Genomic DNA, 21,737 nt, shown 5'->3' on the forward strand with positions numbered 1-21,737 from the left:
ACGCGTCGAAGGATCCGAGACACTCCATGAGCCTCACGTACTCCGCCGGTTCCCTGGTGGCCGCCCGCGGCCGCGAATGGGTGGTGCTGCCCGAGAGCGCGCCCGACATGCTGGTGCTGCGCCCGTTGGGCGGAAGCGACGACGACATCGCTGCCGTCTTCCCCACCTTCGAGGAGGTGCGCCCGGCGGAGTTCGCCGCCCCGGACGCCGACGACCTCGGCGACCAGCGGGCCGCCGGCCTGCTGCGCACCGCCCTGCGGGTGGGCTTCCGGTCGGGCGCAGGCCCCTTCCGTTCGCTGGCCTCGATCGCCGTCGAACCGCGCGCCTATCAGCTCGTCCCGCTGCTCATGGCGCTGCGTCAGAACACGGTCCGGCTGCTGATCTCGGACGACGTCGGTATCGGCAAGACCGTCGAGGCGGGGCTCATCGCCACCGAGCTGCTCGCGCAGGGCGAGGCGAGCCGGATGACGGTCCTGTGCGCGCCCGCGCTGGCGGAGCAGTGGCAGGGTGAGCTGCGCGAGAAGTTCGGCATCGACGCCGAGCTCGTCCTCGCCTCGACCGTGTCCCGTCTGGAGCGCGGCCTGGAACTCGGCCAGTCGCTGTTCGACAAGCACCCGTACACGATCATCTCGACGGACTTCATCAAGTCCACCCGCCACCGTGAGGACTTCGTCCGCCACTGCCCGGACCTGGTGATCGTCGACGAGGCCCACACGTGCGTCTCGGCCGACGACGCCCATGCGGGTGGCAAGTCCGGTACGAACCAGCTCCGTTACGAGCTGCTGCAGCGCGTCGCCGCTAACCAGGACCGGCATCTGCTGCTGCTGACGGCGACCCCGCACTCCGGCAAGGAGTCCGCGTTCCGCAATCTGCTCGGTCTGGTCCGGCCCGATCTGGCGACCGTCGACCTGGAGAGCCCGGCCGGTCGCGCCAGGCTGGCCGAGCACTTCGTCGCCCGTAAGCGCGCCGACGTACGCCAGTACCTCACCAAGGAGGACGGCCTGGCTGACGACTCGCTCGCCGAGCGGACCGCTTTCCCTTCCGACCGCTGGATGAAGGACGAGCCCTACAAGCTCACGCCCGAGTACCGCGCCCTGCTCGACGACGCCATCGCGTATGCCGCCGACCGCGTGCAGACGGCCGGCAGTCAGGGCAAGCGCGAGGCGCGGATCGCCTGGTGGTCGGTGATCGCCCTGCTGCGTTCGATGGTGTCCTCCCCCGCTGCCGCCGCCCAGACCCTGAAGACCCGCTCCACGGCGGCCGTCGCACGCAGCGCGGAGGAGGCCGACGTGCTCGGCGCTCCCCTCACCCAGGACGCCGCCGACGCCGACACCCTGGAGGGGCTGGATGTCGCCCCCGGCGCGAGTGACAGCGAGGACGCCGGCGCCCGCCTGCTCGATCTTTCCGAGCGGGCCGCCGCCCTGGCCGGCCAGCAGGGCGATGCGAAGCTCAAAGCGCTGATCAAGCACCTGAAGTCGCTGCTCGCCGACGGCTACAACCCCATCGTCTTCTGCCGCTACATCCCGACCGCCGAATACCTCGCCGAGGAACTGGGCGGCGCGGAGGGCAAGCCGGGCAAGCTCGGCAGGAAGGTGCACGTCGCGGCAGTGACCGGCACCCTCTCGCCGCAGCAGCGCCTGGAGCGGATCGAGCAGCTCGGCGCCGAGGGCGCGGACGACCCGGCTTCCCGCCGCGTCCTGATCGCCACGGACTGCCTGTCCGAAGGGGTCAACCTCCAGCACCACTTCGACGCCGTCATCCACTACGACCTGGCGTGGAACCCCACCCGGCACGACCAGCGCGAGGGCCGCGTCGACCGTTACGGACAGAAGCGCGACCAGGTCCGTGTCATCACGATGTTCGGTGGGGACAACGGCATCGATGGCAAGGTCCTCGAGGTCCTGTTCAAGAAGCACCGCCAGATCCAGAAGGACCTCGGCATCTCCGTCTCCGTCCCCGACGAGACCGCGTCCGGAGTCACCGACGCCGTGGTCGAGTGGCTCCTGCTGCACGGACGCCAGGGCAGCCAGGAGGCCCTGTTCGAGGTCCCGGGGGTCCAGCAGACCTTGGACCGGGTCGAGCGCGACTGGAACTCGGCCGCCGAGCGCGAGAAGACCTCTCGCTCCAAGTACGCACAGCGCTCCATCCACCCGGAGGACGTCGCCCGCGAGGTGGCGTCGGTACGCGCCGCGCTCGGCGGCGCCGACGAGGTCCGCGACTTCGCCCTCGCCGCCCTGCACGGCCTGGACGGCCTCGTACGGGACCCGCGCGACGGCTCCGGCGACTTCACCGCCCAGGTCGGCGGCACCCCGGCCGGCCTGCGCGACGCACTGGCCGCCACGCTCGGCAACCGCGTCGTCGAGGAGGACCGCGAGATCCCGTTCCGCACGTCCCCGGCGATCGCGCGCGGCGAGGCGGCCCTGGTGCGTACCGACCCGGCCGTCGGCGCACTCGCCTCGTACGTCCTGAACTCCGCCCTCGACGGCGAGGCCGAAGGGCCCCGCCCGGCCCGCCGCTGCGGAGTGGTCACCACGGACGCGGTCACGTCCCGTACGACCCTGCTCCTGGTCCGCTACCGCTTCCACCTCACGCTGCCGTCCCGCACCGGCGAGAAGCAGCTGGTGGCCGAGGACGCCCGGCTGCTCGCCTTCGAGGGGATGCCGCAGCGTGCCCGCTGGCTCGACAGCGACACGGCCGCCGAACTGCTCGCGGCCCGCGCCTCGGCCAACACCAACCCGCAGATGGCCCGCAACCAGATCACGCGCACGCTGGACGGGCTGGACGAGCTGACCGCCCACCTGGAGGAGTACGGGGAGAGCCTCGCCGCCGAACTGGACGCCTCGCACCGCCGGGTCCGCAGGGCGAACGACGAGATCGTCCGCGGGCTGAAGGTCGTCCCGCAGAAGCCCGCCGACATCCTCGGCGCCTATGTCTACCTGCCCGCGAACCCGGCCGCCGCCGGTGTGACCCCCGCTGGAGCTGTCGCCTGATGTCCGCCGCCACCCGCACCGCCCCGGCCTTCACCTCCGTCACAACGGTCGGCGGCCTGCTCCCCTCCGACATGCTGCTGCGCATCGCGGAGGCAGCGAAGCTGCCCGGCACGAAGCCGGCCGACTACCACCTGCCGGCCTCCGTCGCCGTCCGCGACGAGGCCGAGCGCGCCTGGGAGTATCTCAAGCCGCTCTGGCGCGACCTGCGCACAGCCCTCCCCTCGGACCCGACCACGGGCGCCCCGGCCGCCGACCCGACGGGCCGCTCGGGCAACGACTGGCTCGCCCAGCTGTTCCGCAAGCTCGACTTCGGCCGCCTCACGGAAATCGGCCCGTCCGGCATCCCTGCCGACTCGGACCCGGCCAAGCACTTCCCCGTCTCGCACCGGCACAGCGCGGCCCTGGTCCACCAGATCCCCTGGAACCAGGAACTCGACAAGCGCGCGGCCGCCGGGCAGATGCCGGCCCAGTCCATGCTCCAGGACTGCCTCAACCGCACCGAGGCTCACCTGTGGGCGATCCTCACCAACGGCCGCCGCGTACGCCTGCTGCGCGACTCTTCGGCAATGGCGACGGCGGCATACGTCGAGTTCGATCTTGAGTCGATCTTCGACGGCGAACTCTTCAGCGAGTTCGTGCTGCTGTACATGACGCTGCACGCGTCGCGCTTCGAGGTGGGCGAGGGACAGCCGGCGTCTGGCTGCTGGCTGGAGAAGTGGCGGACGGAAGCGGTGACGTCGGGCGCCCGCGCCCTCGACCAGCTCCGCCTCGGCGTCCAGCACGCGCTCACCGTCCTCGGCACGGGCTTCCTGCGGCACCCGGCCAACACGGCCCTGCGCGAGGACGTGAACCCAAAGGCGCTCCAGGCCGCTCTCCTCCGTCTCGTCTACCGGCTGCTCTTCGTCTTCGTCGCCGAGGACCGTGAGGCCCTGCTCCGCCCCGACGCCAGCGATCGGCAGCGCGAGACGTACGAGAAGTACTTCTCCTCCGCCCGCCTGCGCACCCACGCCCGCCGCCGGCAGGGCACGGCCCACGGCGATCTCTACGAGGCGCTGCGCATCGTGCTCGACGCACTCGGCGCGGAGAGCGGCCGGCCCGAACTCGGTCTGCCCGGCCTCGGCGGCCTGTTCTCCCGCACGGACGCGGATGCCCCGCTCGACGGCCTGAAGCTGTCGAACGAGTCCCTGCTGACCGCTGTCCGGCACCTCGCCCAGGTCCGCGACCCCGGCGCCCGCCGCTGGCGCTCCGTCGACTACCGCCACTTGGACGCCGAGGAACTGGGCTCGGTCTACGAGTCCCTGCTGGAACTGGAGCCGAAGCACTCGGCGTCCGACCGCTCCTTCGAACTGGTGGAGGTCGCGGGCAACAGCCGCAAGACGACGGGCAGCTACTACACCCCGTCCTCGCTCATCGAGTGCCTGCTCGACACGACGCTGAACCCGGTGATAGACGATGCGGTCAAGCGGGGTGAGCAGCGAGCCGCCGCGGCCGGACACCCTGACCCTGCGGACGACATCGTCGACGAGCTGCTGTCCCTGACGGTCTGCGACCCCGCCTGCGGCTCGGGCCACTTCCTGGTCGCCTCGGCCCGCCGCATCGCGAAGCGCGTCGCGTCGGTACGTGAGCGCAACCCGGAGCCGCCGGTCGACGCCGTGCGCCACGCCCTGCACGAGGTCATCGCGCGGTGCATCTACGGCGTGGACCTCAATCCGATGGCGGTGGAGCTGGCCAAGGTCTCGCTGTGGTTGGAGGCGCTGGAGCCGGGGAAGCCGCTGGGGTTCCTGGACGCACACGTGAAGCACGGCAATGGTCTGATCGGCGCGACGCCGAAGCTGCTGGCGGATGGCGTGCCGGACGACGCGTTCAAGCCCATCGAGGGCGACGACCGGCAGTACGCCTCGGGTCTCGTCAAGCGCAACAGGGCCCAGCGCGGGGGCCAGGATGAGCTCCTCTTCGGCGGGGGCACTCTGCCCAGCAACACCCGCTACGCCGCCGAGCTCACCCGCATCGTCTCCGCGCCGGCCGACTCACTGGGGCAGGTCCACGCGCAGGAGTCCGCGTACCTCAGGTACATGGATTCGAGCGACTACGTCCAGGACCTGCACGCGGCCGACGCGTGGTGCGCGGCCTTCGTCTGGCCCAAGCAAGCGGGCGCCCCGGAGGCCCCGACGGACCAGGTCTTCCGAGCGCTGCGGGAGCGGGACCAGTCCGCCGTTCCGGACGCCACGCATGCCGAGATCCTGACCCTGCGTAACCAGTACCACTTCTTCCACTGGCACCTGGAGTTCCCGGATGTGTTCGCGGTCCCGGAGTCGGGGGCGGGCGTGCAGCCGGGGACGGGTTGGGCGGGCGGTTTTGACGCAGTGGTGGGGAACCCCCCGTGGGAGCGCGTCAAGCTCCAGGAACAGGAGTTCTTCGCCCAGCGTGACGAGCGCATCGCCACCGCCAAGAACGCAGCGGCCCGCAAGCGCATGATCACCGCTCTGCGCGAGGACCGCGACGGCGCGCTGCTGTACGCCGACTTCGAGGCCGCCAAGCGGCGCGCGGAAGGTGAGAGCCAGTTCCTGCGCGTGAGCAACCGGTTCCCGCTGACGGGGCGCGGCGACATCAACACGTACGCAGTCTTCGCGGAGACGGACCGAACGCTGACGGGGCCGCGGGGGCGGACGGGGGTGATCGTGCCGACGGGGATCGCTACGGATGCGACGACGCAGTACTTCTTCAAGGACCTCGTGAAGCAGGGGGCTTTGGCCTCATTGTTCGAGTTCGGGAACGAAGAGAAGCTCTTCCAGGCTGTCAAGGACTACGTACGCTTCTGCCTTCTCACCATGCGTGGCCACGGCACCCCCGACGAGCCTGTCCCCATGGCGTTCAAGCTTCGTCAGGCCGCCCAGATCCCCGAACGCGCATATCAGCTCACAGCGAGCGACATCCTCCGCATGAACCCGAACACCGGCACTTGCCCAGTCTTCAGCAACCGCCGCGACGCCGAGATCACCCTCGACATCTACCGTCGCGTACCGGTGCTGGTGGACGAGAACAAGGCCGACGGCAACCCGTGGGGCGTGTCGTTCATGACCATGTTCCACATGTCCAACGACTCCCATCTCTTCCGCCCCAGCGCCGAGCGCAACGAGACCTTTGAGGACCTCCTCAAGGACGGCTGGGAACTGGAGGGCAATGTCCTCGTCCGCAACGACGAGCGCCTCCTCCCGCTCTACGAGGCGAAGATGCTCCACCACTACGACCACCGCTTCTCCACCTACGAAGACGCCACCGAAAAGCAGCTCAACGAACGCACCCTCCCCCGCTTCACCATGGATCAGCACCAGAACGCCTCGGCCGTGCCGCAGCCGCGCTACTGGGTACCGGAGCAGGACATCCCGACCGGCGAGGTGGACAAGCACGGGAAGCCGCTCATGATCCCCGGCGTACGGAGTCGCCTGGCAGCGAAGGGCTGGAAGCAGGAATGGCTGCTGGGGTGGCGAGACGTGTGCCGGTCCATCGAAGAACGGACGATGATCTGCAGCCTCGCACCCGCATCCGGCTTCGGCCACAAGTTCCTTATTTCGCTCTCTGAATGCACTGAACTGCTCGCTGCAGTTTGGTCGTCCTTCGTCCTGGACTATGTGGCCCGCCAGTCCATCGGTGGCGCCTCGATGAGCTACTTCATCGTCCGGCAGCTCCCCATCCCAAGCCCTACGGCTCTCGCCGCCCACTCTGCCTCCCTCTCCCCTCGGCTGCGGGAACTCACTTACACCGCCTACGACATGGCCTCTTTCGCCCGCGACCTCGGGGACACTGGAGCCCCCTTCCGCTGGGACGCCGACCGCCGTGCCGTCATCCGCGCCGAGCTGGACGCCCTCTTTTTCCACCTCTACGGCATCACCCGTGACGACACCGCCTACATCCTCGACACGTTCAACGTCACCCGCGACAACGACGTCAAGGCTCACGGCGAGTACCGCACCAAGACCCTGATCCTCGCCGAGTACGACCGCATGGCCGCCGCCGGCCTCACCCTCGAAACTCCCCTCGACGAGTCCGAGACCGGCACCTACCGCTCCACCCTCACCCCGCCCCCCGGCCACGGCCCCCGGCACAACTGACCGGGCCCCCTGAGATGGCCGCGCCCATGGCCACCCCAGGGGTTCCCGGTTCCCCACCCTCGCCCAAGGAACCGAGACACGTGGTACGCCTGAACCAGTCCAGCAACCCTCGCTCGATCGTCGTCCTGTCCTCGGGTACCGACTGGGGCACCCGTGCCGCCGGACAGAGACGAAGCAGTGGCGCCGAGTCCTCCATGCCCAGGCGGCAGCCCGGGAAGATCAAGGCGTTGCAGCGGACCCTGGAGGTGCTCCGCCTGGCAATCGAGAGGAAGCGCTGGAACGAGGCGCGTTACGCACTCAGCCGGGCTCGGGCGATCACGAATGCCCTCCCCGCCCACATGGCCCCCCAGGAACGCGAGAGGCTCACGACGCTCCGCAAGAAGTACGCGGCGCGCAACACGCCGGTCGCGCAGAGCGCCCGCCAGGCGAAAGCGGTCCCGGCACGGCGTGCGGGCGGCAAAAAGCCTGCCCCGAAGACCTCCGCCAAGAAGAGACCCACGAGCAAGGGAGCCGCGCAGAAGCCCAAGTCCAAGCCCATGCCCGTACGCGAACTGGGCGACCGGCTCATCAATCGCACCTCGCTCGGGTACGACCCCCTCGATCAGCCCTGAGAAGCACCCACCCGCATTGCGAACCCCGGAAGGGAAGCCGTCAATGGAGCCACGCGGATACCGCATGGTGGTATCGACCGTCACGGATTACGTGGACACCTGCGCCATAGCGGAACGGGAGTTACTCGCGTGGCTCGCGTCAAAGCGGTACGACACCTCCGGTCTCACGGAGGGCCGGACCGAGGTCGCCGACCATGCGACGCTCGACCGCGACCACGAGTCCGGGATGAACGGCGCTTACAGCCGGTGGCGGATGCGGGAAACGACCCCCACGTCAGATACCTGGCAGTCGACGCTCGTCGTGCGGTCCGGCCTCCCCGAGGACGAGGGCCGCACCTGGGTCCAGGTCGACATCGAGCACCAGCCGGCCGACGCGAGCATGTTCCCCACCCCGGCCAACACCCCGGGCATAGCCCGGTCCTTGCTGAACGCGCTGGAAGCGCGCGACGGTCAGGCCGACGTCACCACCGCCCCCGCCTTCATCGAGGACGATGAAGACGTCGACGACCTGATCGAAGAACTCTGCGACTCCAGGCGCCGCATGCCCGTCGTCATCGCCACCGTGCCGTTCGGCAAGGACCCCGACGACTGGTCGCGCACAGTCGTGGAGCCGTTGTTCCGGAACCTGCACGGTCTGGCCGTGCTGTACGTGCTCGCGCCTACGGCACTCGCCAAGTTCAACGGCGAGCTGGAGTTCCACCCGGTGTTCGGCGGCGGCGTCCGCACCTACATGCCGGAGCTCGATCCCGCCTGGAAGCCGGACGCGCAGCGGCATCCTGTCATGTCCCGCCGGACCATCGAGGCGAACGTGCCCCGCGCCGCCGCGATCCTCGCCAAACTTCCTCAGCGACTCGCCTCGCGTATCGCACTGCCTGCCGCCCTGCTGAGCGTTCCACGGCAACGGGCGCGGCTGCGACCGCGTTCGGACAGTGCGGACATCAAGCAGCTGCGCAGTGACTACGCCGCCCTGACCTTGCTGCTGGACGAGGCTGAGCAGGCGGAGGGGATACGCGTCAGCGAGGTCAATGACCTGTATGCGGAGCTGACCGTCGCAGAGCGTGCAGCCCACGACCTGCGGGGCGAGAACGAGGAGCTGTACGACAAGTTCCAGGAGTCGCAGCGCCTCATCCGTTTCCTGCGCGAACGGCTCGAAGCCACCGAGGATTTCACCACGGCCTACAGTGCGGCCAGCGCCCCGGACATCACCTATCCGAAAACCTTCGCCGAACTGCTCGACCGGCTGAGGGAACTTCCCTTCATCGCGTTCACGGGCAACTCCAAGATCACCCAAAAGCTCGACAGCCAGTCCGTGGACAACTGGTTGAACGTTGCCTGGGACGGTCTTCTGGCGCTCAACCACTTCACCGAGGCCTCGGCCGGTGACAAGGCATCCGGCGACTTCCTGAGCTGGTGCAAGTCCGAGGCCTCCGGGACCTTCCCGTTCCCGGCGGCCAAGGTGGCCATGCGGGAGTCCGACACTGTCGCCAAGAACGGCAAGCTGCGCAGCGAGCGCATGCTTCCCGTCCCGAAGACCATCGTTGCCGAGGGCAAGATCTTCATGCAGGCCCACCTGAAGATCGGCCGCGGCAACACGGTCGCCCCGCGCCTCCACTTCTTCGAGGACGGTCCCCGGTCCGGGAAGGTCTACGTCGGCTACCTCGGCCCGCACCTGCGCAACACCCTGACCTGACGTCGGCAACGCGCGCGACACGCCTGGGCGCGGTCCGCTACGGCGCCGCGCGCAACGGAACCAAGAAGAGACTCAAGGAGTTCATGACATGACAGCAGGTGCCGCCGATGAGCCGACTCCGGAAGAGAACATATCCGGAGGGCGCGCCCTCGAGCTTCTGGACAAGGCGCTCGCCATCCAGAGCCCGTTGGTCCAGAGGAACATCGCCCGGGCTCGCCAGCGGAACCCGGACGCTTCGCCGGCCGAGGTGATCCGCAATCTGGAGCGGATCTACGTGAGCACCCTGACCGGGACGGGCGCAGCAGTCGGCGGGAGCGCGGCCGCACCCGGCGTCGGCACGGCAGTGGGGCTCGCGCTGTCGGCGGGCGAGGCGCTCTCTTCCCTCGAAATGAGCGTCCTCTTCGCGCTCTCGGTCGCCGAAGTCCACGGAATCCCGATCGACGAGCTCGAACGGCGCCGGACGATCGTGATGGGGATCCTGCTCGGCAAATCCGGGTCCGCCACCATCGGCAAGATCGCCGAACGCACGGGGCAGCACTGGGGGCGTCAGGTTGTCGCCTCGGTCCCCGCACAGACGCTGCGCCAGATCAACAAGGTCCTCGGGCGGAACTTCATCACGAAGTACGGAACGAAGCAGGGAATCATCGTTCTCGGTCGTGTGGTCCCCTTCGGGATTGGCGCGGCGATCGGCGGCGGCGCCAACGCCGCCGTCGCCACGATGTCGGTCAGGGCCGCCCGGCGCGCGTTCGGCCCGCCCCCGACGTCGTGGCAGCAGCAGCCGGCCGAATCTCCGCCTATGCCCGAGGACTCGCGCAACTGAGGCGCGGTTGCAGGCGTCGAGGCCCGCCTCGACCAGACGAGCGCGCTAGAGACGTCACACGCCCGGCGCTCCCGCCAAGGCCCCGAAAACGAACACATCGGCGCCGTTCGGCAAGCTCAGGCTTCCGCCGCGAAGCTGACGAACTCGTCCCAGCCCTCGCGCCCCACAGCGAAGGCCGGGCGGGCGAGGTCCTTGGAGTCCCGTACGTGGACGGCCTGTTCGGCGATCGCGATCTCTACGCAGTCGTCGCCCTGACTGCCGCTGTAACTGGACTTGAACCAGGCGAGTTCCGTCGTACCGCTGTTCATAGCTCTCCTCGCAGTCGCTCCAGCAAGGCCCGCGATTCCTTGGGGTTCAGGGCCTGCGAGCGCAGTGTTTCATAGCGCTGACAGAGCAGACTCATCTCGTTCGGGGCAGAGATCAGCCGCCCGTTCTCCTGCCCTTCGGAGTACCCGAGCCTCCGCCGCTCCGGAGTCTCCAGAATCCGCAGCGGACCGTCCAGGCACGAGTGCAACCCCATCTCCAACGGCACCACCTGCAACGTCACATTGCGCGGCGCGCTCCGCTCCAGCACGTGGTCGAACATCTCCCGCATGGCCGCCGCATCACCGAACCGCCGCCGGAACACATGCTCCTCGACGATGAAGCTGAACGGCACGGTCGGCCGCTGTCGCATCATCGCCTGGCGCTCCATCCGGGCGGTGAGCCGCGCCTCCAGCTCCTCGTCCGTCCGCAGCGGGATCGTGCCGTCGAACACTGCCCGCGCGTACCCCTCCGACTGCAGCAGCCCCGGCACCAGCCGGCACTCGTACGTGCACAGGCTCACCGCCTCCCGCTCCAGCCGGGCCCACCTCCGGAACCACGCCGCGAGACCGGCCTCCCCGCGGCTGAGGTGGCGGGCCGCCTTCCGTATGGCGCCCGTGTTGCCGAGCGCCTCCTCCGCGCGCTCGACGAACGACTCGTCCGGCATCCGGCGGCCCAGCTCCACCGACTCCACCGTGTGCTTGGAGTACCGGACCCGGTCGCCGAGCTCCGCCCGGCTCAGCCCCGCGTGCTCGCGCAGCGCCTGGACGACCGCCCCGAACGTGCGCAGGCTGTCCGACGGTTGAGGCTCTCGCTCCCAGTCCCCCTCCGGCGCGGCCCGCGTCCCGACGCCCCCGGTCTGGTCCCGGTCCTCGTCGACGTAGCCCATCCGCGGCCCCTCTCCTCGCCACCCACACCCTGCCGCACAGATCGTGCCCACACAGCGTGACGAACACCGCCCCGTACTGTCCACCCCATGTGCCCGTACGCTGACTCCGCGTACGTGGTGTCATCCTCGCCATGGGCACCCCGCGCCCACCACTCTGGCGCCATGAACCAAGCACTCCCCCAACCGACGCAACCAGCACGGACGTTCTCGCAGTTGCTGTCGTCCACACCGCGCGGTGCCCGTCTCGCCCGCCTCCTCACCGTGACCGAGCTGCAGTCCTGGGACGCGCCGCCCGACCTCACGGAGCGTGCCGAACTCGTCGTGGCCGAGCTCGCCTCGAACGCCGTCCTTCACGGCCGCGTCCCCGGCCGCGACTTCCGTCTGGCGCTCGCCTACGCTCCGCCCACCGAGCACCTCCGCATCGAGGTCACCGACGCCCGAGGCGACCGGCGACCCGAGCTGCCGCCCTACGAGCCCGCATTGCTCGGGGACGGCGGGCGCGGGCTGCGGCTCGTCGCCGCGCTCGCCGACCACTGGGACTGCGCGCCCTATCCGCCCTCCGGCAAGACCGTACGCGCCGAGCTCTCGGCAGCGCGGTCGATCTCAGTGCCACCGCGGCCCACGGAAGCCGTTCAAGCCACGGGGTGCGTAGCGGAGCACATCAGCGGAACTTGGGATGCACAGCCCCTGCCTCTGACTCACCTGTTCAGTCCGGAATCTGCGGGCCCCTCAACAGGGCCGACTTCACTCCTGCCCGCACCTTGTAGGTGATGCCTGACTCGGTCGGATCAGCCTTCGTAGCTCACGTGAACAGTGACCTGAGTGACACATGACACGCCTTGTGCCATCGGAACACGCCTTGTGCCATCAGAATCGGGCCCACATGCTCGCCGTCAGCAGTATTCGCGATTCGGCGGGGGTGCGTGAAGGATGGCGTTCTGGATGGCCGCGGCGTCGGTCTGGGCGGTGCTGCAGCTGTTACTCCTGTCCTGGCCGGCCCGGACTGTGCGCTGGCCCTTGGTGGCGCTGGCCTTCGGCGTCGGAATGTACGGCTGCGGTGTCGCCTCGATGTTCGTCGAGCTGGTAACAGCACGGCAGTTGGCAGCCTCACGGCACGAGTCGCTGAGCGCGGTCATGGACACGGTGTCCTGGACGACGGCCCCGGCGGCCGAAGAGTTGATCAAGATCCTGCCGTTGCTGATCGCCGGTTGGGCGCTGCGCAGGCGGATGCAGTGGGGGCTGACCGACTTCGTGGTCCTGGGCGGTGCCACGGGGGCGGGCTTCGGCCTGCTGGAGTCGCTCTCGATGTACGGCGGCTCCGCGGGCCGGGCCGTCGACCTGCCCGCCGGCGGCTGGCGGATCGTCGAGAGCCTTGGCTCACATCCGTACGTCCCGGACTTCTGGCACATCGTGGGGAGTTGGTTCCCCGCCTCGACCGGCACCGAAGAACTCGAACAGCCGGTGATGCCCTACGACCTGCACATCTTCGCCAGCGCACTGGGTGGACTCGCGGTCGGCCTGCTGTGGTGCGCCCGTCGCCCACTGCTCCGGGCGGCGGGGTTGCTGCCCCTGGCCGCAGCCGTCGCCATCCATGGGGTGAACAACTACGCCGCCGTCTTCTCCGACAGCGACGACGACACCGCGATGTGGTGGCGTGAGCAGCTGACCGGGACCTGGGGACTGTGGATCGTCCTCGCCACGCTGGCCGCCGCCTGGTTGTGGGACCAGCGCTGCGCCCGCCGCGGAAAGGACCGCGAGCCCGGCGTCCGGCTGAACGCCGAGCGCGAAGGCCGCACCTCCTGGCAAGGCCTCCTCGACTACGCCCTGCTGCACGTCCCGGCCACCTGGATCATCGCCTTCGGATATGCCCGCCGACGCCGGGCCCTGCTGTACGCATCGGCCCATCCGCGTAGCGACCCCGACCGGCTCACCGCCCTGCGCGAGGCACTGACCGAACAGACCCGGCGTATGGATGCCACCCACAACCGGGAATCGTGGCAGGGTACTTCACTGCGCGAGCTGTGGAGGCGGGTCCGTGCGCGGCGCCACAGGTGGCCACTGCAGGAGAAGCTGCTCCTGGTACTCGGTCTGCTCATCACCATCCCCTCCCTCCTCTATCTGGGCGTGGGCTCCTTCAAGTCCACGCAGGACCTGCAGAAGTACTTCGCCGAGGGCACCGGCCTGCGCCTACTGATCGGCGTGGCCCTCGCGGGCCTGACCCTGACCGCGTGGCGCCTCGCCCTGTCCGTGCGCGGCTACCGTCCGGCCGCCGCCCAGCCGCAGGCCGAGGCCCTTGCCCTGGTCCACTTCCGCCTTGTCCTGTGCACCGGCTCCCTGGCGATCGGTCTTCTGTTCCTGTACCGCTGGGAGGAGATCGCGGACGACGGGAACCTGTTCAACGCCCACGAAACCTTGGGCACCGGAGGATTCCTACTGGAGAAGCTCCTCGAGGTCGACCTCCCGCTGCTGTTGAGCATCGCCATGCTGGCGCTGATGTTCACCCCGATGGGTGGCGCGGCCGGACTCCTGATGGGCGGTTCGATGTCCGAGCTGCTCCTTGGCGCACTGGCTCCGCGGCTGGTTGCGCCACTCGCGGCCCGGCTTGGTACCCGGTTGGCGGCCCGGTCGGTGATGGGCTGGGCACGGGGTGCTTTGGGCCGGGGGCGGGGTGCGTTCGCGCGTGGCCGGAACCGGCTCCGGCACGGCCGGACCGATCCGGTGGATCTGGCGACGGGTCGGATGTTCCTGCCTCTCACCGACCTGGAGCTGCCCGGGACACTGCCGCTGGTGTTCTCCCGGCGCGTGGACTCGGGCTATCGGGCCGGGGGTTGGTTCGGTCCGACCTGGGCCTCCACGGTCGATCAGCGCCTGGAGTTCGACGAGTACGGGGCGGTGTTCTTCACCGAGGACAGCCGACTCCTTGCCTACCCACATCCGCTCACGGGTGGCGCGCCGGTGTGGCCCGCCGAGGGAGAACGGTGGCCGCTGGCCCTGACCGATAGCGGCACGTACACCCTCACCGACCCGGACAGCGGCTGGATACGCCTCTTTACCCCGCACGGCGGGGGCCTTGCCCTGCTGCGGCGGATCACGGACCGCCACGGTAACCGAATCACCTTCTCCTACGACGCCGAAGGCGCCCCGACCGAGATCGTGCACTCCGGCGGCTACCGGATTCAGCTCACCACCGTCGACAACCGGGTTACCGCCCTGCACCTGGGCGAGACCCTGGTGCAGGGCTACCGCTACGACCAGGCGGGAAATCTCACCGAGACGGTCAACTCCTCGGGTCTACCACTGGCCTTCGGCTACGACAGCGCGGGCCGGATCACTTCCTGGACCGACACCAACAACCGCTCCTACGCGTACACCTACGACGAGCAGGACCGGGTGATCGCCGAGGGCGGTGAGGGAGGCCACTACACCTGCAGCCTGGAGTACGACGGCACCCATCCCGAGCACCCCGGCCTGAAGGTCACCACCCTCACCTCGGCCGACGGGGCCGTCTCCCGTTACCTGATCGACCACCGGCATCTGGTGGTCGGCGAGATCGACCCGGCCGGAACGCTCACCCGCACCACCTACGACGACCACGGCCGCACCCTGGCCGAGACAGATGCCCTGGGCCGCACCACGGGCCTGCGCTACGACGCTTCCGCACAGCCGGCCGCGGTGATTCACCCGGACGGCAGCGAGACCCTCATCTCGTGCGACAGCACAGGAAACCCGGTCCAGATCACCGGCCCCGACGGTGCAGTATGGCGCCAGACCTTCGACGCGGCGGGCAACCGCACCACCCTGACAGACCCGCTCGGCGCGAGCACCCACTACCTCTACGACCCCCGCGGCGGCCTCCTCGCCATCACCGACCCTCTGGGCGCCACCACCCGCGTCCACTGCAACCCGGCCGGCCTGCCGGTGGAGATCACCGACCCGCTCGGTCACACCACCCGCCTGGAGCGGGACGCCTTCGGCCGCGTCAGCTCCGAGACGGACCCCCTGGGCGCGGTTACCTCCTACACCTGGTCCCCGGAAGGGCAGTTGCTGAGGTGCACCACCCCCGACGGGGCCACCGAAGCGTGGGCCTACGACGGTGAAGGCAACCGCACCAGCCACACCAACCCGGCAGGCGGGGTGACGTACTACGAGTACTCCCACTTCGACCTGCTTACCGCCCGCACCGACCCCGACGGGGCCCGCTACACCTTCGCCCACGACGCTCAGGCCCGCCTCACCCAGGTCACCAACCCCCAGCACCTGACTTGGAGCTACACCTACGACCCGGCCGGGCACCTCATATCCGAGACCGACTTCGACAACCGCACCCGCGCCTACGAGCACGACCCGGCAGGCCAACTCAGCGCCTACACCGACCCCTTGGGTCAGATCACCCGCTACACCTACGACGCCCTGGGCCGCCTCACCGCCAAGGACGCAGCGGGCCGACAGTCCACGTTCGCCTGGACCCCCAACGGCGACCTCGCCCGAGCCACCAACCCGGATGCGCGGCTCTCCCGGGAGTACGACCGTGTGGGCCGGCTGCTCTCGGAGACCGTCAACGGCCACACCCTGAACCTGTCCTACGACCCGGCCGGACAGCTCACCGGCCGCCGCACCCCCACCGGCGCCGAAAGCAGCCACACCTACGACTCATCGGGCCGACGCACCACCCTGAACACCGCCGGCCGCGAACTGACCACCGCCTACGACGCGGCGGGCCGCCAGACCCGTCATCACTGGAGCACCGGCCAGAGGCTGACCCGAACCTGGGACCCCGCAGGACGTCTCCTCGAGTCGCAGCACACCGCGCCCACCGGCCAGGTACTCCTCGAGCGGGCGTACACCTGGCGCCCGGACGGCTACCTCACCTCCACCGGCGAGGAGCACTACACCCTCGACCCGACAGGCCGCGTCACCACCGTCCAGGCCGCCGACTGGAGCGAGACCTACGCCTACGACCAGGCCGGCAACCAAACCCACGCGACCTGGCCGCAACAACATCCCGGCTCCGACGCCGCAGGCCCACGCACCTATACCGGCACCCGCATCCACACTGCCGGCACCGTCCGCTACGAACACGACGCCGCCGGCCGCACGACCCTGCGCCAAAAGTCCCGCGACTCCCGCAAACCCGACACCTGGCGCTATACCTGGGACCCCGAGGACCACCTCACGGCGGTCGCCACCCCCGACGGCACCCGCTGGCGCTACCTGTACGACCCCCTCGGCCGCCGCACCGCGAAACATCGCCTCGCCGACAACGACGCCATCGTCGAGGAGACCCGCTTCACCTGGCACGGCACCACCCTCATCGAGCAGGTCGCCACCTCCCCCGACTGGCCCGGACACCAGAGCCTGACCTGGGACTACGACGACACCAACCGGACTCCCCTGGCCCAGACCACCCGCTTCATCCCGGCCGCCGACGCACCCCCATCCGAGATCGACACCCGCTTCCATACGATCGTCACCGACCTCATCGGCACCCCCACCCACCTCGTCGACGAAACCGGCACGATCGCCTGGCAGACCCGCACCACCCTGTGGGGCACTACCACCTGGAACCGGGGCGCCACCGCCTACACCCCCCTCCGCTTCCCCGGCCAGTACCACGACCTCGAAACCGGCCACCACTACAACCTCCACCGCCACTACGACCCCGAAACCGCCCGCTACCTCACCCCGGACCCCCTCGGCCTCGTACCTGCGCCCAACCCCATCAGCTATGTACACAACCCGCTGACCTGGTCCGACCCTCTCGGCTTGACTCCGAATGGCGGGATAGAATGGATTGATCCGAATAAAATAAATTTCTCGCAACGCACCGTTTCACCCAACAATTACGTAGAGATGATGCGTTCGGGCGGATGGGACTGGTCACGCCCAGGAACGGCCCTCAAGGTGATTGAGCGAGATGGGCAACTAATTTCTTACGACAACCGAAGGCTTGACGCTGCGCGGGAGGTTGGTACCCCCGCAGCCATCGAGCGAGTCGACCCCCATGCGGTCCACCCCGATTCCACGACTGGACGAACCTGGGATGAACAATTCAATAGGCGAATGAATTCACCAAGAAACAGGAACTCGCGTGGAGAGCCAGTACCCCGAACGGGCATGCGGGAGAGGCCGACACACGTCCGAAACAATCCGAAGAGGTGCAGATGATGAGTTCCATCGAGCAACTCTGGGAAAATTACCAACTCCCGATCCGCAATGCCCTGCACTTCAGCCGTGGTGCATCTTTCAAAATTGAGCTTTCACCGGCCGACTCTGCAGGGTACAAAATCCTGGAGGAATTTGACCTCGAGAGCGACCTCTCACTCAATCCTGATTGGGTATCCGATATCGACGGACTTTGTTCCGTGGTGCTCGATGGCGGTGACCTCCTTTGGGCTGGGGAAGGATCATACGGGTCCGAGGGTTTCGTTGCTCGCCTAAATAGAGAGAAATCGCTTATTTGGACAGTCTTCCTGGAGGAGTCGAATCCATTTCAGGAGATTCACCTCCAAGGCAGCACCGCCTGCTTCGTATCGACTTCAGGGGTCAGGCTCAGAGTCAACATAGATAATCCGCTCCTGGGCGCGCTCAGGGAAAATGCGCACTGACCTCCACTCAGCCCGAACCCACGGCTGCTTTCTTGCGGATCCAATCTCTCGCCGAGTCGGTTGGCCGTGCGGATGTGCGGGCGCGTGACACGCTCCCCGCGCGAATCGCGGTGCGCCGGGGGCAGGGCCTCGGCATAGTCGGCTGACGTCCAATTCCTGACGGATGGCCAGGTTGGGCGGGGTCCGCAACGAAGGCACGCCGACTCACCACGCCCGCACGGGACGCACGCTCTTCAGCCGCTCGATGACGGACGGCAACTCCGCAGCGACGGCCCGCCGCACCGTGTCCAGGTCCCCACCATTACGTACCCCCGACACCCAGAGCCTTCTCACCGCCGAGAAGGGAGCGGGTTGGGGTGCCACACGGTAAAGTCGGCTCGTTTACATCGTCAACAGATTCGCGGGGAAAGCGCCCCCTGCGCACGCGCCCGTAAGCGAGATCCCAGCCCAGGATGGCCTACGGGGCGCCGCTGCAACCCACCCGAGGCACGGCATCGCCTATTCGTGCGAGACAGGTACCGTTAGCACCGTCAACGGATACACTGTCCGCAGCCAAGCTCGCCCTCGTAGCCCGGAAGGCCGTCCTCCATGGAGCACCCCGACTACCCAGAGTTCCGCCTCAAGCTGCCCGGCGACGGCCCCACCGCGTACGGACGCCTCCTCGCCGAATTCGGGAACAACGGTTCTCTGAGGTTCCTGGTGCGCCAGGGGTCGCCTGTCAGCGCCTCGGAATGGCCGGGTCTGAGCGAGTACACCCGGCGGCAGCGGGCCGAACTCCGCGCCGACGGATCCCTCACCGACGCTCCCGAAGGCCCGAGCCGGTACTGGCTGGCGGCCCGGGACATCGAATGCAACTCCGCCTCCGCCGCCGCCTCACTCGTTATCGGCTACAGCGTGAGCGGCCCGGAGGCGTGGCGCGACACCTCCGGGCATCCTCTCTCCGACTACCTCACCCCGAGCTGGCGCGCGCCGCGCAAGTCCTGGCTGGTGCGTGGTTCCAACGTGTCCGGCAGGGACCTCGTGCGCCGGATGTGGTTGAGCGAAGGGCTCGTCTCCCTGTCCGGCGCCCACCTGCCGCCACTGGACGAGCAGGACCCGACGAAGAGCAGCCTGCGCCGATATGTCGAGGACGGCTACGAAGGCACCGCCTCCTACAGTCAGAAGCGTGGCCTCGTCGACGACCTGCACGCCTTCCTGACGCAGATGCGCGTCGGAGACACCCTCGCAACCCTCTCCGAGGGGCAACTCCTTCTCGGACAGATCACCGGCGAGGCCCAGCAGACCGACTCCCCCGGCGGGCTGACCAACCTGCGCCGTACTGTCTCGTGGCAGCAGCAGGGGCATCCGTACGACGAACTTCCGGAAGAACTACAACAGAAGCTCTCCGTGCAGCACGACGTCGTGGATCTGACCTCTGTCGCAGATTCGCTGGCCGCGCTCGGCGCCCCGGCCCCGATCGCGGGCGAGGAAGTGCCCCCGGCGCCGACGAAGGAACTGACACTGGTCCCTGTCACGGACGATCTCGCCTCGGATCTCCTGGTCCACGACCGGGCTTGGCTCGACGATGTGCGCGAACTTCTTTGGGACGATCGGCAGTTGGTGCTCTACGGGCCACCTGGAACCGGCAAGACCTATCTGGCGATGAAGCTCGCCGAGCATTTCGGGGGCGGCCCCGAGCAGGTCAAGCTGGTGCAGTTCCACCCGTCGTACGCGTACGAGGACTTCTTCGAGGGGTTCCGGCCCGTCGAGGATCCGGAGACCCGCGAGGTCGCGTTCCGGCTGACCGCCGGCCCACTGCGCGAACTCGCCGACCTCGCATCGCGCGACGGCAACAAGCACATCCCGCACTTCCTGATCATCGACGAGATCAACCGCGCCAATCTGGCCAAGGTGTTCGGCGAGTTGTACTTCCTGCTCGAGTACCGCAAGAAGACGGTCCGCCTCACCTACTCCGGGGACGACTTCGCCCTGCCGCCGAACCTCTTCGTGATCGGCACCATGAACACCGCCGACCGCTCCATCGCTCTCGTCGATGCCGCGATGCGCCGCCGGTTCGCCTTCATAGAGCTCTCCCCTCGCACCGAACCGACGCGCGGCCTGCTGGCCCGTTGGCTTGAGCGGGAGGGCAAGGACGACGAGCCCGCCCGCCTTCTCGGCACCCTCAACGACCGCCTGGCAGACCCCGACTTCGCCATCGGCCCCTCGTATTTGATGAAGCCCGGCGTCTATCGCACCGGTGGCCTCGATCGCACGTGGCGGACGAAGATCCTTCCGCTGCTGAACGAGTACCACTACGGCGAGGGCATCGACATCGAGGACAGGTACGGGCTCGATGCCCTGCGGAAAGCGCAAGGGTGACCACCCCGAGGAGCGCAGGCTCTCCTACCTCACTGGCATCACCACATCACGCCGACGGCTCGGGCATGGTGATCACGCTGCGCGAGCACGCCACGGCCCGTTCCATCCCGCTCGACACCGTCACCGGTCGCGCCCTGGCTGTCTCCCGCGTGCTGGAGACAGCCACCCCCGATCCCGAACGGCCCGGCAACTGGCTCCTGCGGGCAGGCAGCCGTGTCGGGGCCATCCGCGTTCCGCTCCCCACCCCGCGTTCCCCGGGCGCCTGGGCACGCGATGCGTTGACCCTGCGCATCGTGCCGAAGACCCCCGTCCGTCGCCTGTTCTTTCTCCTCGGCTTCAGCCTCGACCCCGCACGGGCCTGGCGGCAGGAGCAGGACGGCAGCGTCGACGTCGGCGCGCACGAGGACGTCGTGCCCGCGCTCGCGTACGCCGTGGAGCGGCAGATCGACCGCGCCTTGCGTCAAGGCGTTCTTCAGGGGTATCAGCGGGTGGAGGAATCAGCGCTAGTCGTACGAGGGCGGATCCGCGAGGCGGAGCAGATCCGACGTCACTTCGGCCGGACCCCGCCGATCGAGATCGCGTACGACGCGTACACCCCGGACATCCCCGAGAACCGGATCCTGCGCGCGGCCTGCGAGGCGCTGCTACGGCTTCCTGATGTCCCCAGCGACGTGCGGCGGCGGCTGAGCCATCAACGGGTGCGGCTCGCTGATGCCGCGCCGCTGGTCAGAGGTCGGGAACTGCCCCGTTGGACACCGTCCCGGCTCAACGCCCGCTACCAGCGCGCACTACCGCTCGCCGAGGCCGTGATCCGCGGCACGTCACCCGAGCACCGGGCCGGTGAACTCCCCATCAACGGCTTCCTCTTCGACATGAACGCCCTCTTCGAGGACTTCGTCACCGGAGCCCTGCGCGAGGCGGTCCGTGAGCACGGACTCACGGGCCGGCTCCAGGACCCGCATCACCTCGACATCGCCCGCAAGGTCCGGATGCGCCCGGACCTGGTCGTCCACCAGCCGGACGGACGTACCCCGGCTGCGGTCGTCGACGCCAAGTACAAGACGGAGAAGGCAGGATCGTACCCGAGCGCGGACCTGTATCAGATGCTCGCCTACTGCACTGTTCTCGGCCTGGGCGAGGGACACCTGGTCTACGCCGCCGGACAGCACGGAGAGCGGGTCCACGAGGTGCGCGGCAGCGGCCGACCGGGCGTCCTCGGGGGCGTGCGCCTGTACCAGCACGTGGTGGACCTGGACCGGGACCCGTCCGAATTGCTGGACACGTTCAGAGGCTTGGCCGCCCGCCTGGCGGCCGACCACCATCAACAATGATCTACGAGTACACGATCCATGCACGTGATCC

At 68.6% G+C, this 21,737-nt stretch carries 12 protein-coding genes; 10 read left to right on the plus strand and 2 right to left on the minus strand.

All coding sequences use genetic code 11. From position 1 onward, the window contains the following. The first annotated feature begins 26 nt into the window (after positions 1-26). The 5 genes from OG959_RS02980 to OG959_RS03000 all read left to right on the plus strand — a co-directional run bounded on the left by OG959_RS02980 (position 27) and on the right by OG959_RS03000 (position 10,220). Entirely contained in the window at positions 27-2,990 is a 2,964-nt protein-coding gene (locus OG959_RS02980) for a DEAD/DEAH box helicase (RefSeq protein ID WP_326656400.1), read from the plus strand. Continuing rightward, positions 2,990-7,099, plus strand: a complete 4,110-nt coding sequence (locus OG959_RS02985) for an Eco57I restriction-modification methylase domain-containing protein (protein ID WP_326656401.1) — start codon at positions 2,990-2,992, stop codon at positions 7,097-7,099. Before OG959_RS02980 ends, OG959_RS02985 begins: the two co-directional genes overlap by 1 nt. 80 nt (positions 7,100-7,179) lie before the next feature. Then, on the plus strand, positions 7,180-7,710 hold the full coding sequence (locus OG959_RS02990) for a hypothetical protein (RefSeq protein WP_326656402.1): 531 nt from the start codon (positions 7,180-7,182) through the stop codon (positions 7,708-7,710). 64 nt (positions 7,711-7,774) lie between these two features. Next, positions 7,775-9,400, plus strand: coding sequence for a hypothetical protein (locus OG959_RS02995; RefSeq protein ID WP_326656403.1), 1,626 nt, complete (start codon positions 7,775-7,777; stop codon positions 9,398-9,400). A gap of 88 nt (positions 9,401-9,488) precedes the next feature. Continuing rightward, entirely contained in the window at positions 9,489-10,220 is a 732-nt protein-coding gene (locus OG959_RS03000) for a hypothetical protein (protein WP_326656404.1), read from the plus strand. Positions 10,221-10,336: 116 nt separating this feature from the next. Here the strand turns inward: OG959_RS03000 and OG959_RS03005 are convergent, their stop codons facing one another. Continuing rightward, positions 10,337-10,528 carry a DUF397 domain-containing protein gene (locus tag OG959_RS03005; protein ID WP_326656405.1) on the minus strand — a complete coding sequence of 64 codons (192 nt, stop codon included), beginning with the start codon at positions 10,526-10,528 and terminating at the stop codon, positions 10,337-10,339. Then, complete coding sequence (locus OG959_RS03010; protein ID WP_326656406.1) at positions 10,525-11,412, minus strand: helix-turn-helix domain-containing protein; 888 nt, start codon at positions 11,410-11,412, stop codon at positions 10,525-10,527. Before OG959_RS03010 ends, OG959_RS03005 begins: the two co-directional genes overlap by 4 nt. Before the next feature lie 162 nt (positions 11,413-11,574). Between OG959_RS03010 and OG959_RS03015 the strand changes: the two genes are divergently transcribed. The 5 genes from OG959_RS03015 (at position 11,575) to OG959_RS03035 (ending at position 21,706) form a co-directional block, all read left to right on the plus strand. Continuing rightward, positions 11,575-12,183 carry an ATP-binding protein gene (locus tag OG959_RS03015; protein WP_442805530.1) on the plus strand — a complete coding sequence of 203 codons (609 nt, stop codon included), beginning with the start codon at positions 11,575-11,577 and terminating at the stop codon, positions 12,181-12,183. Between the two features lie 159 nt (positions 12,184-12,342). Continuing rightward, positions 12,343-17,577: an RHS repeat-associated core domain-containing protein gene (locus OG959_RS03020; RefSeq protein ID WP_326656407.1), complete on the plus strand. Its 5,235-nt coding sequence runs from the start codon at positions 12,343-12,345 to the stop codon at positions 17,575-17,577. Continuing rightward, positions 17,574-18,017, plus strand: coding sequence for a hypothetical protein (locus tag OG959_RS03025; RefSeq protein ID WP_326656408.1), 444 nt, complete (start codon positions 17,574-17,576; stop codon positions 18,015-18,017). The genes OG959_RS03020 and OG959_RS03025 overlap by 4 nt, the downstream gene beginning before the upstream one ends. Before the next feature lie 588 nt (positions 18,018-18,605). Further along, entirely contained in the window at positions 18,606-20,375 is a 1,770-nt protein-coding gene (locus tag OG959_RS03030; protein WP_326656409.1) for a DUF4357 domain-containing protein, read from the plus strand. A gap of 65 nt (positions 20,376-20,440) precedes the next feature. Beyond that, a complete protein-coding gene (locus OG959_RS03035) occupies positions 20,441-21,706 on the plus strand; it encodes an McrC family protein (RefSeq protein WP_326656410.1) in 1,266 nt (421 codons plus the stop codon). The last annotated feature ends 31 nt before the right edge of the window (positions 21,707-21,737 follow it).

The sequence above is a fragment of the Streptomyces sp. NBC_00385 genome, from assembly GCF_035917155.1.
GTDB lineage: Bacteria > Actinomycetota > Actinomycetes > Streptomycetales > Streptomycetaceae > Streptomyces > Streptomyces poriferorum.